Raw genomic sequence first — 15425 nt, 5'->3', positions numbered from 1 at the left:
AAACTTCCTCCATTACATTAACATTCCACCGTCAACCTGGATAACTTGCCCTGTAACATAATCTGCACTTTCACTTGCAAGGAAAGCTACAACATTTGCTACATCACTTGCTTTTCCTAATCTCTTAAGCGGTATAGTCTTCTTCATCTCTTCTTTGTATTTATCTGCTAGAGCTTCTGTCATATCTGTTTCGATATATCCTGGTGCTACTGCATTTACAGTGATTCCTCTTGAACCAACTTCTCTAGCTAATGATTTTGTCATTCCAATTACTCCAGCTTTAGACGCAGAATAATTTACTTGACCTGCATTTCCAGTAATTCCAACTACTGATGAAAGATTTATTATCTTTCCATGTTTTTGTTTCATCATAATTGGAGTTATAGCTTTTAAGCAGTTAAACACACCTTTTAGATTAACATCAATAACATTATCAAAATCTTCTTCTTTCATTCTGATTATTAATGCATCTTTTGTGATTCCTGCATTATTTACCATTATATCTATAGTGCCAAATTTTTCTTTAGCAGAATTGATAAGATTATCAACTTCTTCTGACTTAGATATATCACCTTTTACACATAAAGTTTCTACACCCATGCCTTTTATTTCATTTTCAACTTCTAATGCTTCTTTTTCATTACTTCTATAATTTAAAACTATATTAGCTCCAAGAGATGCAAGCTTTAAAGCTATTGCCTTTCCAATTCCTCTTGATGCGCCTGTAACAATTGCACATTTTCCTTTTAGCATATATTAAATTACCTCCTATTGTTATAAACAATTACCCTATAACTGAGCTGCAAATAATTATTTATAATCCATCTACTCATTCTAAATAACTATTCCTATATTTTACAATAATAAGCCTACATTTAAAATCCTAGCAGACCATGTGTCAGTTAAGATAAAAATGCAGAGACTTACTTTTAATAAATATATATTTATATATTAAAGATTGCTTTTAATCTTATCAATTGTGTTTTTCAATGAATCCATATCCTCAACATTTAAAAGACTTGCACTCTTATTTATTTTCTTAACAAATCCTCTAAGTGCTTTTCCAGGACCTACTTCTATGAATGTATCAACGCCGCTATCTATCATATGATTTATAGTCTTTTCAAAAAGGACTGATGTTCTTATATGTCTCTTTAATAATTCTTTAACATCATCTTCTCTTTCATAAGGAAGCCCTTTAACATTTGAATAAACTACTTTTTCAAGTTCTTTAATATCAACATTTTTTATAGTATTAAAGAATTCTTCACTTGCAGGCTCAAGAAGTGAACTATGAAATGGTCCACTAACCTTTAGCGGAATTCCAAGGCCTCCTAATTCTTTTGCAATTTTTACGGCTTCATCGATTGCTTTGTTTTCTCCTGAAATAACTACTTGGCCTGGGCAGTTATAATTAGCCCCTTCAACTATTCCAAATTCACCTGCTCTAGTTAATAATTCTTGTATCTTTTCATCATTTAATTTTAACACAGCAGCCATTTTTCCAAGGCCTTCTGGTAGCGCACTACCCATTATTCTTCCTCTTTCTTTTATAAGAAGTAATCCTTCTTCTAAAGAAAGTGCTCCCCCGTATATTAACGCTGCATATTCTCCTAAGCTAAGGCCTGCTGCATAATCTGCTTCAATGCCATTTATCTCTAGTGCTTTTAGCGCGATAAGTGATGCAACAAGTATTGTAGGTTGTGCATTTTCTGTTGCTGTTAAAATTTCTTCTGGCCCTTCGAACATCATTTTCTTAATAGGCATATTTAAAATTTCTTCACTACGATCTAATATTTCTTTACATTCTGGTATATTATCGCAAAGTTCTTTTGCCATTCCAATAGTTTGAACTCCTTGACCTGGAAAAAGAAATGCAGTCTTACTACTATTCATGATTCCCTCCAAAACGCTTAAATATTTCATTTGATTCTGTAAATAATTCTTCAATCATTTCCTTACATGATTGTTCCTTGCAAATAAGTCCTGCTATTTGACCTGACATAAGTGATCCATTATCCACATCACCATCTACAACAGCCTTTTTAAGCGCACCAATTCCAAGCTTTTCTAATTCTTCAGCAGATGCTCCTTCTTTTTCTAACTTAAGATAAGTTCTTGCAAGCTTATTTCTTAGAACTCTAACTGGGTGACCTGTTGGTCTTCCTGTTACTTCTGTATCTATATCATTGGCTTTTAGTACTTTATCTTTATAATTTTGATGTATTGTACATTCTTTTGCCACTAAGAATCTTGTTCCAACTTGAATTCCTTCAGCGCCTAGCATAAATGATGCAGCTACTCCTCTACCATCACCTATTCCTCCAGCTGCTATAACTGGTACGCTTACAGCATCAACAACTTGTGGTACTAATGTCATAGTAGTTAACTGACCTACATGCCCACCTGATTCAGTACCTTCTGCAATAATTGCATCAGCTCCTGACTTTTCCATTCTTTTAGCTAGTGCTACAGAAGCTACTACTGGTATAACCTTTATTCCATGAGCTTTCCATTTTTCCATATACTTTCCTGGACTTCCTGCACCAGTTGTAACAACAGATACGCCTTCTTCACATACTAATTCTGCTATTTCCTCAGCATTTTCTGCCATTAACATTATATTTACACCGAATGGCTTGTTAGTTAATTCCTTTGTTTTCTTTATCTGTTCTCTTACCCATTCAGTTGGTGCTGCCCCAGTTATTATTCCAAGTCCACCAGCTTCACTTACTGCTGAAGCTAAAGATGCATCTGCAATTCTTGCCATAGCACCTTGAAATATAGGATATTCTATTTTTAACAGGTCACATACTCTATTTTTTTCCACAACATATTCCTCCTACCATTACCAATCACAAAATATCGCTTAATGTACTATCTCTTACTATAATAATGGAACTTCCTGTATTTTAATCTTATCTATGTATAATAGCCATTTTGCCTATTATGATAAGTAATTTTACTATTATAGCATATTTTTATCAATGAGATTACTAAAAAGTTAAAAATAAGTTCATATTCTCCAACGTTTATACATTGGTTTTTTTATAAATATTAAATTGCATCTTGTATTATTTTAATCTCAAATGATATGATATTTATTTCCATAACCATTCCATTCTTATATATAAATCTATTTCAAAGTTAAATAATAAAAGCTTATTTAACTATTATTTTTAATTACCACTCAAGTAATGTTGCTGCATAAGTTAACCCACCACCAAATGCGACAAGAATAATTTTATCACCTTTATTTAGTAAGCCTTTTTCATACATTTCATTTAAAGCTATAGGTACTGTTGCAGCTGATGTATTTCCTACCTTTTCTAAGTTCAAATAGAACTTATCTTCGCTTAATTTCAACTTTTCTGCTGCTAATTTTATAATCCTATAATTTGCTTGGTGAGGTACTATATATTTAATGTCATCAAATGAAACATTAGTATCTTTCATAACTTCAGTAACGGCTTCATCTATTGCAGATACTGCAAATCTAAGTATTTCTCTACCATTCATATCGATAGTTCTTTTAGCTAATTTTTTTTCTTTTGAAAAAGGAGTATCAAAATCAGTAGCGCCTATAGTAAGTGCTTCCCCCTTTTTTCCATCCGCTCTTAAATATGATTTAATTATTCCTGGTGCCTCATCCCTCTTAAGTACAGCAGCACCAGCACCATCTCCAAATAAAATACAAGTGCTTCTGTCTGTCCAGTCTGTTACTTTTGAAAGAACTTCAGCTCCAACTACTAATGCATTTTTATAATTCATAGACATCATTAAAGCTTTAGCTGTCTCCAAGCCGTATACAAATCCTGAACATGCAACACTTATATCAAAACAAGCTGCCTTACTTGCATCTAAATTACTTTGAACTAGACATGCAACCGATGGTATAAACATATCTGGACTAATTGTAGCAACAATAATAAGCTCTAAATCTTTTGCATCAATACCAGCTCTTTCAAGTGCAAGCTTAGCTGCTTTTGTTGAGATATCAGATGTATTTTCTCCTTCTGAGATTCTTCTTTCTCTCATACCTGTTCTTTGCACTATCCACTCATCACTTGTTTCAACGAATTCACTTATTCTATCATTAGTAACTACTAGAGATGGAAGATATGCTCCAATTCCAGCAATTTTAATATTACTCATATTTTTCTCCTTCATTATACTAATTCATATTTTTCTTTAAAAAAGTTATTTATTTTACTTAAAGAAGAAATTAAAATTTCTTCTTCTTCTAACGTTAATCCTTCTATTGCATTATTTATCATTTCTCCATGAAATCTCTGATGGATTCTGAATGCTAACTTTCCTTTTCGAGTTAATTTAATAAGAACAACTCTTCTGTCTGTTTCTATCCTGTTTCTTTCTACATATCCTTTTTTAATTAATTTATTGATAGCAGTTGTTAAAGTACTTACTGTAATTTTTAATTTCTGCGCTACCTCTGACATTGTTCTTTCACTGTACATACCAATAGATTCTATAGTATGAATTTCTGTTATTGAAAGATCTGAAAGTACACCATTCTTTAAACTTTGCTCCTCAATTTGTAAGACATCATTAAATAACTGCACCAAAAGCTCATTAATCAGTTTTGTTGATTTATCCATTTATCTGCACTCTCCATTTTGACATCCAAAAATATCTTCTAACAAAAATTATATTCAGTGTTTATAAAATGAAAAATTTGGTAATGAAAATCTTAAATATCATACCAAATACGCAATCTATTGACCAATTAGACATATGAAATAAAATAACAAGCAAACGACATAAAGATATTTTGTCCTAAGATTGGCTGAGGAAAGTTCATTTTGAATTCAGAATGAACTACATGAAAAGTTTCACTTTACTTTAGACAAAATATATAAACAAACATATTTACTTTATATTTTCTGAGTATGCCTCGCCTTTAATCAAAAAGTTTTAAAATCAAATAGTTTGATAATCAAAATATACTATACTCAAAATACATTGTCAAATTTTTTTCAATTTTTTCCAGTCTCTTGTATGCTTTTAATTAGCAATTTCATATGATATAATTAATTAAATTAGTTAATATTATCTATAATATTAATTTTTAAACATAGGAGGTGTACATATCATGACTAGAAAGTTAATTATAGCTACAGTTTTAATGTTAAGTACCGTAATGGTTTCTTGTAGCACAAAGCCTAGTGATTCCCCTAAGCCTAGTGATAATAACACTACTACTGTAGAGCAAAATAAAGACGACAATGGCTCTTCTAATGCTGATAGTAAAAAAGCTAATGAAACTACAAGCGATACAAAAAAAGTAAATAAGTTAAAACTTTCTATATATAGTATAGATGATAACTCTTTGGAACCAAATCAATCAGGTACTATTGAGGTAAATGAAAATTCAACTCTACAGGACAAGCTAAAAGAATTAGCAAAAGCTGTATCAGAGAAAAAATTTGACAATTTACCAATTGAAGTTAAATCTATAGATACTGTTAACGGCAAAAAAGTTGCTACTATAAACTTAACTGACTCAAATAATAAAAAATGGGTTCCAAAGTTTCAAGGATCAACTGGTGGTTCAGTTACAGCTAATACTTTGATTGAGAATTTCCTTCAATCTAATAACAAATCTAAAGGCGAATGGATTGATGGCGTGAAATTCCTATATAATAATGAAACAATAGAATATGAACATGCATCAGACTTATCTACTGTTAAGTATGCAAATTAATTACATTAAGTTATAACAAAAAGAAGCCAAGCTTTAATATTTAAAACTTGGCTTCTTTTGCTTTTTATTTTATTATCCAGTATTTCAACAAAATCTCTTCTTATATAATGGTATCTATTTCAAAGTTCTTCAAATTTTTCTTCATTAGAATATATATATGTTGCAAAAATAATTCTTCATCATAATTCTAAAAACATTGCAAGAATTTCATATGTAATTATGCATTGTGAAATGATAATTGATAATTGTGCATTAAATTGAGCATTGTGCATTTCAATATATATTTCAATCTATTAAGAAATTACTGTATATGTTTGAGTATAAGCTATTTGTTCATCACCTAATGTAAGGTAATAATATATTGGTATCATATACGTTGAATAAAATAACGTTGAAGCTTCTGGCACATTGCTTTCTATTGCTCTTACTAAGATCTGTTGGTGCTTTAAACTTACAATATAGCAAGTAGCTATAATTACAATTTGTTCTGAAAAAAACACGTCAGAAATTGAATTTGAATATTTATCAGCATGATTTACCAAATTAGTCCTAATAATTCTAAGCTGCTCAATATAACGCTGTATCTCAATATCAAACTTCTTCAAGTCATCAACTGGTGTATCTGGTTTTATATTATATACAGTTAAATTTGCCCGTATAACTTTAATTTGATTTAAGCTGTTAATAATATCCTCCTTATTCTGTAAATTAGATATTTTAGGGCCATACTGCTGAGGTATATTCGGAATTTGTGCATATGCTAAATTACTTGTGAATACTGTTATGAATACTACAAACGTTATCAAACGGATTATTATTTTACGCATTATTGTTCCTCCATATTATAATAAATCTACCTTATTTACAAAAAGTACTCTTTAAGTTTATCCTTTGTTATTTTAAATATTTTATTCCTAAAAGATAGATTATATTAATGAGGATATACGCACTACTCAAAGGGCATCCGTTCTATTGTTTCCAGTATTGTATAGATAAACCTACTAAGACCTGAACTTATGCATATAACTCGCCGAAATGAATAACATACTTTTGTTCCAGTTTCTAGGTAATTCTGATGGGTGATTCTAAGGCTATAAAGTTGCACCCAAAGTGCTAGCCTCAAAGAACAAGCTTTGAACTAGCACATTTGGAACAACTTATAGCCAAAGAATCACATCCATCAAAATTACCAATGAAACATTCCACAAAAGTATATTACCCATTTCTAGTTGGGATATATTTCATAGTATAAATCTAACTTATAATTGGTTTATCCATATGGATATCCAATTTAAGAATTCAGCTTATTAGATGAATGTATTTACAAATTTACTAAAACTTTAAGTTCATATCTTCACTAGAAATCATAAATATATTTGTGAAGAAAACATTTGAAAATGAGCTGTTAAAGGTTCTTAGCTGTAGGTTGTTCCATTTTAGCTTGTGAAGTGAGAGTCCAAAATTTTATTTTGGGTTCTCGAACTTCCTCAGCGAATGTAATGAGTCGAGCTTCCCTAGGAAAGTTGGAGCATGCTAAAGTGGGTATAACCTGCCGCTTAGAACCTTCAGCGATATTTTCATAGCTTTTCGGAATCAAAATATTTATGATTTCGGTAAGTTATAACATAAATTTAGTTTTAAATTTGGATATCTATCCAAAGATTCTTATATTCTTCAAGTCCTCTTATTGGATCTAATTCTTTGTCTTTCTTCATATACTCTAAAAAGAATTCATTTAATTCTATACTTTTTTCTACATCTCTTAATGCTTTTAATTTTTCATTTATATTTACATAATAACAAGCTCTATTATAATATAGAAAACCTTCATCATCATTTTCTTCTATTCCCTTACTTATTACTTCGATAGCTTTTTCAAAATTACCTTCTTCTCTATATGCTACAGATAAATTCAGAAAACTATAAGGATAATTGGGATTTGCTTCAATAGACTTGTAATAATATTCTTTGCTCTCTTCTATCTTATTTAACTTATTTAAAATTACTGCTTTATTAAATAATATCTTGTAATGTCCATCCTCAATTTCTAAAGCCTTATTTATATAATTTAGCGCCTCAATATTCTCATTATTTTCTTCTAAAATACAAGCTAGATTTGCATATGCCCACATATAATTAGGATTTATCTCAATAACCTTTTTATAGTTGCTTATTGCCTTATCCTTTTCACCTGATTCATCATATATATTGGCTAAAAAGAAATATGCTTTATCATAATTAGGATTTTTTTCTATGGCCTTCTCATAATATTTCTTAGCCTTTTCTAATTCATCATTTTCATCATATATTATTGCTAAGCCATAATATGCTCTAGCATCATCCTCATCTAATTCAATTACTTCTCGATACTTTTTCTCTGCATCACCAGATAATCCAATTTCATCATAAATTAATGCCATATCCATTAGTAATTCTATATCTTCTTTTCCTATATTTAAGGCATATGCCTTTTGATAAAATGAAATGGCTTTTAATAAGTTATTTTCTGATCTTAAATTTCTCGCCATATTTATATAATTATTGTATAAATAATTCTTGTTTTCCATCTTGTTCTTCATCCATTCATTTGATTTGTTATATGCATACTTATGTGATACTAACCGAAAGAGCAGGTACTCATTGTTTCGGTTTCTAGAGAATTTGGTTGTGGATTTCTAAAAATATTATTTTTTATCTCTATATTTTAATATAACATTGTCCTTGCTTTCCTCTAAGAACAATTCAAAGTATGCTAATTTTTCTAGGCAAAACTTTTCTATTTCGCTTTCACTTGTTTCTCTAATATAATAATCATGAGTATACCTATTTCTCAACTTAACTACTACTGATAAATATTTTTTTAATGTCTCATCAAAAAATCCAATTTCAGAAGCTTCTTCAATAAGCTTTAATGCCGAAGCTGAACTACTTATTTTCCCATCATTTATGATTATATAGCTCTCACACATGTCAATTATATATTCCGCAAAATCTTGAAAATAAGCTATAACAGCTCTTTTTATTATTTTGTTATTGGATTTCTTATATTCATTTATAGCTTCCTTTAAATTTTCTAAATTATCATAGGCAGCTTTATATTTTTCTAAAAATTTTTCTTTTTTATATCTAAAGTAAGGACTCATCTGTAATTCCTCCAAAATAACTATATTGCTCATCTATTTTTAATACTTTTTCAAAGTTTGCATTGTTCCTCGCATGTTTTAAGACATAATGCTGAAAATCATACCATAATTCTTCATCAATAATATATTTATTATTACTATCTACTGCAAATCTTGCATACTTACTTCCAAAATCTTTAAATAAAACAAATGTCAAATGTATATTATCGTAGTTATAATATTGCTTTGATAATTCTATGATTTTATCTTCAATGTCTAAGGTGTCCATAAATGAAACTTTTGGTTTTACTACAACAGCTAAGTCTATGTCACTTCTATCTTTGTTCCAATACTCTGTTCTATAGCTCCCAAATTCAGCAATACAAACGATACTTTGAATTTTCTTTAATTCATTTAAAAAATATGATTCAGCCAAAATTATCACCTCTTTAGAATTATATCACTAAAATAATAAAATACTCAATTTATATACAATTGAGTATTTTATCATATTGAACCTATATATATTGCAATTCACAATGCACATTTCACAATTCACAATTACGGCCAAAATTCTTGTAATATTTTTAGAATTTATGATGAAGTATTATTTTTTCAACATATATATGAAATATTTACTTTTTATATACGTCTATAACATTTTCAGTTTTATAATGACCGTAGTACCAAGTATTTGTATAAGAAGTTGATCTAAAATTCAAAGAATCAGCAAGCTTAGTTTCTACTCCATCTTTTGTCTTCCATAAACTAAATGAATCGCCATCTTTTCTTACAAATAATATTTGATTTTCTGATATATATTTTGGCATGAAATCAAATGATTTGTTATTTGTAATTTGAGTTATTTCTTTTGTTTCAGTGTTCACTTGATAAATATAGTGCGGTTCACTTTCCCAGTTTTTCGAACTTTGTGATATGTCATCTTTTAAGGCATCAGCTCCAGAATATACTATATTCTTTCCATCACTGGAATAATCCGGTGTCATTGATACTTGATTTTCTGGAATTAAACTTGTAAATTTGTTAGCTTTGATATCGAAAATTCCTAACGCCTTATTACTATACATATCTCTATATTCGCCATTGTTAACAGCAACCATGCTGCTATCTACTGGGTTTTGAGATATATTATCTTTATATGCTAATGCAATCATATTATTATTTTCTATAAATTTATTGTTTAAAAGATCATATACTGCAAATTCTGTCATATCAGCTGACATTGAGCCTGAATTAGGTTTGTTCCATATATACATATATCTATCATCACTTGATATCCTCTCAACATTAGGTCTTGATCCAATGGATTCAAATAACTCAGATGCTGTATACTGCTCTCCAATCTCTTTATCATTTCCTTCTTTACCTTCCAAAACAACCTTTTCTTCTTTAGTAGCTAAATCATAGCTAATTATACCTATTGATTTAATAGTTTTCCCTTTGTCTGTAGTAGTTTCTAGCTGTTTATTAGCATATACCTTATTTTTACTATCGCAATTGATATTAAAATAATCATACTCATTGCTTATAATATCCACTAACTTTTTAGTATTGGTATTATACATAGACATACCTTCATTTTTAGCAGAGCAAATTAAATTTCCTGAGTTATTCCAATCATATGACTCTACATTTTTAGCTACTTCAATTACTTCACGAGTCTCTATATTGCAAATATATAAATCATCTTCTTTAGTATAAGCAACATATAATCCATCTTTAGATATTTTCGGCAATTTAATTTTTTCATTTTTATCAAGAAGAATTGGGTTATTTTCTTTTAGTTCAGACATGTATAGCCCATCATTTAATACAAACGCTGCAAATTCTGTTGTTTTAGCGTTTTTAGGTGCATTATCATTACTAGCAAATACAGTTTTTGATGCAAGCAAACTAGTAGATGTAAAAATCATAGTTACCATAAGTGAAATACAAACAACTATTTTTTTTGACTTTTTAAAAAACACTATATTTTTCAAGCGTGTCTCAATCTCCTTCCTACTTTTACAAACTGATGCCCCTAAGCTTAGGGATTTATTCTGAGAATATTCTATTAACTCTAATATAATTTCTCCATAATATTTTCTTTTTGATTTATCCATATTCTTTATAAGTTGTTCATCTAAAGACATCTCACAATTTATATTTATCCTATTTCTAATAATATAAACAATAGGATTAAACCAATTGATTATATTTGCTAAAAGTGCTGCTGCCTTCACCCATAAATCTTTACGTTTAAAATGAATTAATTCATGATCCAGTATTATTTCGAGCTTGTCCAAATTGTGGTCCATCTTAGGAATTGTGATAGTAGGTGTTAATATTCCTGTAATCATTGGACTTTTAATGCCACCGCATTCTTTTAGAATTATCTTCCTATATATATTTAATTTTTTCTTACAGTTTTCAAAAACATCAATTATTGATTTATCATCAACAATATCGCTTACACTTTTAAGTTTTTTATAAAAAGAAATATATACGTATGTCTCTTTAATTACTAATATGAGTGCACCTAATATCCATGCATAAAGCAGCATATTTCTATTCATTATTTTTTGCATCATACTTGTCTGCTTTAAATCCACTTGGTTTTGGCTTACAGGCTTGAGAGTACCATCCCCTTGCAAAACTCTTATCTCATCACTTTTATCGTTGCTCTTCAGCATCTTTTCATAATTTTGCTGCACCACCGTATTCGTATCATCCTGCATAAATAAATAATTCTTATGTTCCACTATTTGAGGCAGTTTAACAAAACTCCCAATAGGTATAATAAAAATTAAAAGCGTTATAAATAGCATATAATAATTCCAAGTGGCACTAAAAGTTTTCTTAGTAAATGGCCTAAATAAACAAAGTATTAAAAACATAACGCTGCCTGCTAGTGACATTTGCAGAATATAATTTAGAATCTCCATATGCCTACACCTCTTTGAGCCATTCTTTCAACTCTGCAATATCCTTATTACTTATTTTCTTATTATTAAACAATGTTGCCATAAAGTTTTTAACTGATCCCTTATGCATATCTTCTAAGAAATTATCAGTTTGAATAGCCTTATATTCTTCTTCCGTAATTTTAGGAAAATAATTATTTAACTTTCCTACTTTAGTTACACTCAAAATTCCTTTTTCAGTTAATCTTGATATCAGCGTCATTATTGTTGTTACCTTCCATGAATTTTCTTTTGGAAGCTCGTCTAGAATCTCAGCTGTAGTAATTTGATCATTCTTTTTCCATATTATTTTCATTATCTCCATTTCAGCGTCCGATATCTTCCCTAACTTCATATTCAATCATCTCCTCTATATAATTCTACAAGATGTAGTATTTATATTTTTATACTACACCTTGTAGAATTGTATGTCAATATATTCCTATGAATTTTTAATAAAAAACTTATTGCATATGCATGTTACAATTCACAATTATGCCTAGGATTCTTGTAATATAAATAAATAGACTAAGACCTGAACTTATGCATATAACTCGCCGAAATGAATAACATATTTTTGTTCCAGTTTCTAGGTAATTCTGATGGGTGATTCTAAGGCTATAAAGTTGCACCCAAAGTGCTAGCCTCAAAGAACAGGCGCTCACAGAGAAAGTTCGAAGAACGAAATATGAAATTTCGATTCTCACTTTTTGAACTAGCACATTTGGAACAACTTATAGCCAAAGAATCACATCCATCAAAATTACCAATGAAACATTCCACAAAAATATATTACTCATTTCTATTTAGAAAATATTTCCTAGTTCAAGTATAGTTTATGATTGTGTTATCTATATTAAAACTAAGAGTACATAAAAATAAGCTGTTAAAAACAGTTAATGCGGGGCTGGTCTCCTTTTGCTTGTCCTAATGAATTAAGAACATGCGCGAGAAGATGTAACCCTGCATTAGTACTTTACAACGAATTTTTCATAAATCTGCTAAGTAAACATATATGTTGCAATTCACAATGCACATTTCACAATTATGCTTAGAATTATTGCAATATTTTCAGAAATTTTATGAAGAATTATTTTTGCATTATATATTATTGAATTAATATATAGAAATTTTTATTTTCTATTTCACTTTCCATTTATATCTCGTTTCTAAAAATTCCCCTTGTCTATCATATCCTTTTATATTGTATCCCATCTTGTTATATCCTTGCCTGTCATATCCTCCACTATTATATCCTTCTTTATCATATCCATATTTATCGTACCCGTCTATATTGTAACCTTCTGTATTAAAATATGTGCCATTTTTATGAACCCCTTTTTTATCAAAACCCTCTTCATTAAATTTTGTACCGTTTTTATGAATTCCTTTTGAATCAAACCCATGTTCATCATATTTCTTTAACCTATTAAAAAATAACATAAAGATTGCACCTCAATTTTAATTTATTATCTATATACTTATTTATAGATATGCCAAGTGAAATCTAAACCTATGCATATAACTCACCGAAATAAGCATTATGCTGTTGTTCCAGTTTCTAAGGAATTATGATGGATGATTCTAAGATTACAAGTTGTACCCAAGATGCTAGCTTCAAAGACAAGCTTTGAACTAGCATACTTGGAACAACTTCCAATCTAAGAATCAGAACCATCAAATTCCTAATGAAACATTTCACAAAAGCATAATTCTTATTTCTAGTTAGTACATATTTCATAGTCTAGATATAGTTTATAATTGGCTTATCTATATTTGAGCCAGCAAAAAAAAGACCGACCTTAATAAAAAGGTCGGTTGCACTATTAACTCATCGAATATAAAGTGCCCAAGTAAATATTCGAATCGCAGTTTCCTTATATACATAATATTCCTATTTAATGATTATTTTAACATGCAATCAATTAGGAATCAATGAACAAATAGCGAATAAAATGACGCAATTTTAAATTCCAACATATATGTTACAATTCACAATTCTGGCTAAAATTCTTACAATATTTTTATAATTATGATAACGGATTATTTTTGAAATATATATAAGCTATTAAGCATTATTGACTAAAATCATAATAATACCTAATAGCTCATTTCTTTAATATATATTTATTTATGTGTTCCTATATCACTTCTACAATATGCTCCTTCAAAAGTGACATATTTAATATTTTCGTAAGCGTCTTTTCTAGCTTCTTCTAGAGTTTTTCCAAGACCAATAACTGATAGCACTCTTCCACCGTTAGTCTTTAAAACTCCATCTTCTGCTTTAGCTCCTGCTAAGAATACTTTATCTTTAACTTTTTCATCAATTGTTATCTCATAACCCTTAACAAAATCTCCTGGATATCCTTTAGATGCTAAAACAACATTTATGCAGACACCATTATCCCACTTAACTGTGGTTTTATCTAGTTCTTCTCTTAATGCCGCTTCGATAACTTCTACTAAGTCACTTTCCATTAGATAAAGAACTGATTGTGTTTCAGGATCTCCCATTCTTACATTATATTCTAAAAGGTAAGTTCCTTTTGCAGTAATCATGATACCAAAGAAGATTATTCCTTTATAATCAAAGCCTTCTTCTCTAATACCAATTAAAGTCTTAGCCATGATATTTTCTTCGAAATCCTTCATCACATCTTCTGTCACATAAGGATTTGGAGCTAATACACCCATTCCACCTGTATTTGGTCCTTTACCTCCATCAAATATCTGCTTATGGTCTTTACCTGATATGAATGGAATTATTGTCTTCCCATCAGTGATAGATAGAATTGAGGCTTCAACACCTTCTAGGAATTCTTCAATCACTATTTTTTGGCCTGCTCCATTGAAGATATCATCTACCATATAAGATTTTACTGCGTCTATTGCTTCTTCTTTAGTTTCACATATAGCAACGCCTTTTCCTGCTGCGAGACCATCTGCTTTAACTACTGTTGGATAAGGACACACATCTAAATATTTAAGCGCTTCATTGACATCTGTAAATGTTTCGTATTCTGCTGTCTTAACGCCATACTTTTTCATAAATTCTTTAGAAAAGCTTTTACTTCCTTCAAGCATTGCTCCATTTTCAGCTGGTCCAAATATCTTTAATCCTTCTGTTTTAAACTTATTAACAATTCCTTTTGTTAAAGGATCTTCTGGCCCAACTATTGTAAGATCAATAATTTCTTCTTTAGCAAATTTAATTAATTCATCAATATCAGTTATGTTTACATTTTCGCATTTATTTTCAATTGCAGTCCCACCGTTACCTGGAGCAACAAAGATTTTTTCAACTTTTTCACTTTTTGCAAGTTTCCAAGCCAAAGCATGTTCTCTACCACCAGAACCAATTAAAAGAAGTTTCATTTACATACCTCCAAAATAATATTCCGTTATAGATAAACAGTATAAACTCAAAGCTTATGTTATAACCAACCGAAAGAAAGGATACTCTGTTGTTTTGGTTGTCTTAGAGAATATAACTGTGGATTTCTAACATTAAACGTTGCGTCCATTTCTGCATGCTCCCAACACAAGATTGGGACAAGCAAAAATGGAACAACTTCTAATGAAGAAATCCTACAGCCATATTCTCAGATGCAA

Annotated in this window: 14 protein-coding genes and 1 riboswitch; of the genes, 1 reads left to right on the top strand and 13 read right to left on the bottom strand. The window is 29.8% G+C overall.

The features are described from left to right. Positions 1 to 12: 12 nt before the first annotated feature. The 5 genes from fabG to F3K33_RS05600 form a co-directional block, all read right to left on the bottom strand. Entirely contained in the window at positions 13 to 753 is a 741-nt protein-coding gene (gene fabG / locus F3K33_RS05620) for a 3-oxoacyl-[acyl-carrier-protein] reductase (RefSeq protein WP_017210853.1), read from the bottom strand. A 198-nt stretch (positions 754 to 951) separates the two neighbouring features. Next, entirely contained in the window at positions 952 to 1896 is a 945-nt protein-coding gene (fabD, locus tag F3K33_RS05615) for an ACP S-malonyltransferase (RefSeq protein ID WP_039771301.1), read from the bottom strand. Continuing rightward, positions 1889 to 2830 carry an enoyl-[acyl-carrier-protein] reductase FabK gene (gene fabK / locus F3K33_RS05610; protein ID WP_011968412.1) on the bottom strand — a complete coding sequence of 314 codons (942 nt, stop codon included), beginning with the start codon at positions 2828 to 2830 and terminating at the stop codon, positions 1889 to 1891. Before fabK ends, fabD begins: the two co-directional genes overlap by 8 nt. A gap of 353 nt (positions 2831 to 3183) precedes the next feature. After that, on the bottom strand, positions 3184 to 4155 hold the full coding sequence (locus F3K33_RS05605) for a beta-ketoacyl-ACP synthase III (RefSeq protein WP_011968411.1): 972 nt from the start codon (positions 4153 to 4155) through the stop codon (positions 3184 to 3186). 14 nt (positions 4156 to 4169) lie between these two features. Next, the gene (locus F3K33_RS05600; protein WP_011968410.1) at positions 4170 to 4619 is read right to left on the bottom strand and encodes a MarR family winged helix-turn-helix transcriptional regulator; all 450 of its coding nucleotides are present in this window, start codon (positions 4617 to 4619) and stop codon (positions 4170 to 4172) included. A gap of 494 nt (positions 4620 to 5113) precedes the next feature. On the opposite strand from F3K33_RS05600, the gene F3K33_RS05595 reads away from it, so the two are divergent. Then, positions 5114 to 5725, top strand: coding sequence for a hypothetical protein (locus F3K33_RS05595; RefSeq protein ID WP_023973448.1), 612 nt, complete (start codon positions 5114 to 5116; stop codon positions 5723 to 5725). 293 nt (positions 5726 to 6018) lie between these two features. On the opposite strand, the gene F3K33_RS05590 is transcribed toward F3K33_RS05595, so the two are convergent. From F3K33_RS05590 to purD, 8 genes are all read right to left on the bottom strand, one after another. Next, the gene (locus F3K33_RS05590; RefSeq protein WP_039771304.1) at positions 6019 to 6552 is read right to left on the bottom strand and encodes a hypothetical protein; all 534 of its coding nucleotides are present in this window, start codon (positions 6550 to 6552) and stop codon (positions 6019 to 6021) included. Positions 6553 to 7362: 810 nt separating this feature from the next. Continuing rightward, positions 7363 to 8292: a tetratricopeptide repeat protein gene (locus F3K33_RS05585; RefSeq protein WP_039770426.1), complete on the bottom strand. Its 930-nt coding sequence runs from the start codon at positions 8290 to 8292 to the stop codon at positions 7363 to 7365. 117 nt (positions 8293 to 8409) lie between these two features. Further along, a complete protein-coding gene (locus F3K33_RS05580) occupies positions 8410 to 8868 on the bottom strand; it encodes a HepT-like ribonuclease domain-containing protein (protein WP_039770428.1) in 459 nt (152 codons plus the stop codon). Continuing rightward, positions 8852 to 9292, bottom strand: coding sequence for a nucleotidyltransferase domain-containing protein (locus F3K33_RS05575; protein WP_244620235.1), 441 nt, complete (start codon positions 9290 to 9292; stop codon positions 8852 to 8854). Before F3K33_RS05575 ends, F3K33_RS05580 begins: the two co-directional genes overlap by 17 nt. A gap of 190 nt (positions 9293 to 9482) precedes the next feature. Beyond that, a complete protein-coding gene (locus F3K33_RS05570) occupies positions 9483 to 11792 on the bottom strand; it encodes a M56 family metallopeptidase (protein WP_039770433.1) in 2310 nt (769 codons plus the stop codon). 4 nt (positions 11793 to 11796) lie between these two features. Then, entirely contained in the window at positions 11797 to 12165 is a 369-nt protein-coding gene (locus tag F3K33_RS05565) for a BlaI/MecI/CopY family transcriptional regulator (protein WP_077304961.1), read from the bottom strand. A 785-nt stretch (positions 12166 to 12950) separates the two neighbouring features. Further along, positions 12951 to 13253, bottom strand: coding sequence for a hypothetical protein (locus tag F3K33_RS05560; protein ID WP_017210862.1), 303 nt, complete (start codon positions 13251 to 13253; stop codon positions 12951 to 12953). A 360-nt stretch (positions 13254 to 13613) separates the two neighbouring features. Next, positions 13614 to 13696: riboswitch (cyclic di-GMP riboswitch) on the bottom strand. 241 nt (positions 13697 to 13937) lie between these two features. Next, on the bottom strand, positions 13938 to 15188 hold the full coding sequence (gene purD, locus F3K33_RS05555) for a phosphoribosylamine--glycine ligase (protein ID WP_039770435.1): 1251 nt from the start codon (positions 15186 to 15188) through the stop codon (positions 13938 to 13940). Between the last annotated feature and the right edge of the window lie 237 nt (positions 15189 to 15425).

Source organism: Clostridium beijerinckii (genome assembly GCF_008705175.1).
GTDB classification, from domain to species: Bacteria; Bacillota; Clostridia; order Clostridiales; family Clostridiaceae; genus Clostridium; species Clostridium beijerinckii.
Note: the sequence above shows the minus strand (reverse complement) of the source record. Positions and strands in the feature narration are given on the sequence as shown.

What these genes read in the sequence shown, in the direction of transcription:
- fabG (WP_017210853.1), bottom strand. Translation starts at nt 753, where the DNA reads ATGCTAAAAGGAAAATGTGCAATTGTTACAGGCGCATCAAGAGGAATT.
- fabD (WP_039771301.1), bottom strand. Translation starts at nt 1,896, where the DNA reads ATGAATAGTAGTAAGACTGCATTTCTTTTTCCAGGTCAAGGAGTTCAA.
- F3K33_RS05605 (WP_011968411.1), bottom strand. Translation starts at nt 4,155, where the DNA reads ATGAGTAATATTAAAATTGCTGGAATTGGAGCATATCTTCCATCTCTA.
- F3K33_RS05600 (WP_011968410.1), bottom strand. Translation starts at nt 4,619, where the DNA reads ATGGATAAATCAACAAAACTGATTAATGAGCTTTTGGTGCAGTTATTT.
- F3K33_RS05595 (WP_023973448.1), top strand. Translation starts at nt 5,114, where the DNA reads ATGACTAGAAAGTTAATTATAGCTACAGTTTTAATGTTAAGTACCGTA.
- F3K33_RS05590 (WP_039771304.1), bottom strand. Translation starts at nt 6,552, where the DNA reads ATGCGTAAAATAATAATCCGTTTGATAACGTTTGTAGTATTCATAACA.
- F3K33_RS05585 (WP_039770426.1), bottom strand. Translation starts at nt 8,292, where the DNA reads ATGGAAAACAAGAATTATTTATACAATAATTATATAAATATGGCGAGA.
- F3K33_RS05580 (WP_039770428.1), bottom strand. Translation starts at nt 8,868, where the DNA reads ATGAGTCCTTACTTTAGATATAAAAAAGAAAAATTTTTAGAAAAATAT.
- F3K33_RS05570 (WP_039770433.1), bottom strand. Translation starts at nt 11,792, where the DNA reads ATGGAGATTCTAAATTATATTCTGCAAATGTCACTAGCAGGCAGCGTT.
- F3K33_RS05565 (WP_077304961.1), bottom strand. Translation starts at nt 12,165, where the DNA reads ATGAAGTTAGGGAAGATATCGGACGCTGAAATGGAGATAATGAAAATA.
- F3K33_RS05560 (WP_017210862.1), bottom strand. Translation starts at nt 13,253, where the DNA reads ATGTTATTTTTTAATAGGTTAAAGAAATATGATGAACATGGGTTTGAT.
- purD (WP_039770435.1), bottom strand. Translation starts at nt 15,188, where the DNA reads ATGAAACTTCTTTTAATTGGTTCTGGTGGTAGAGAACATGCTTTGGCT.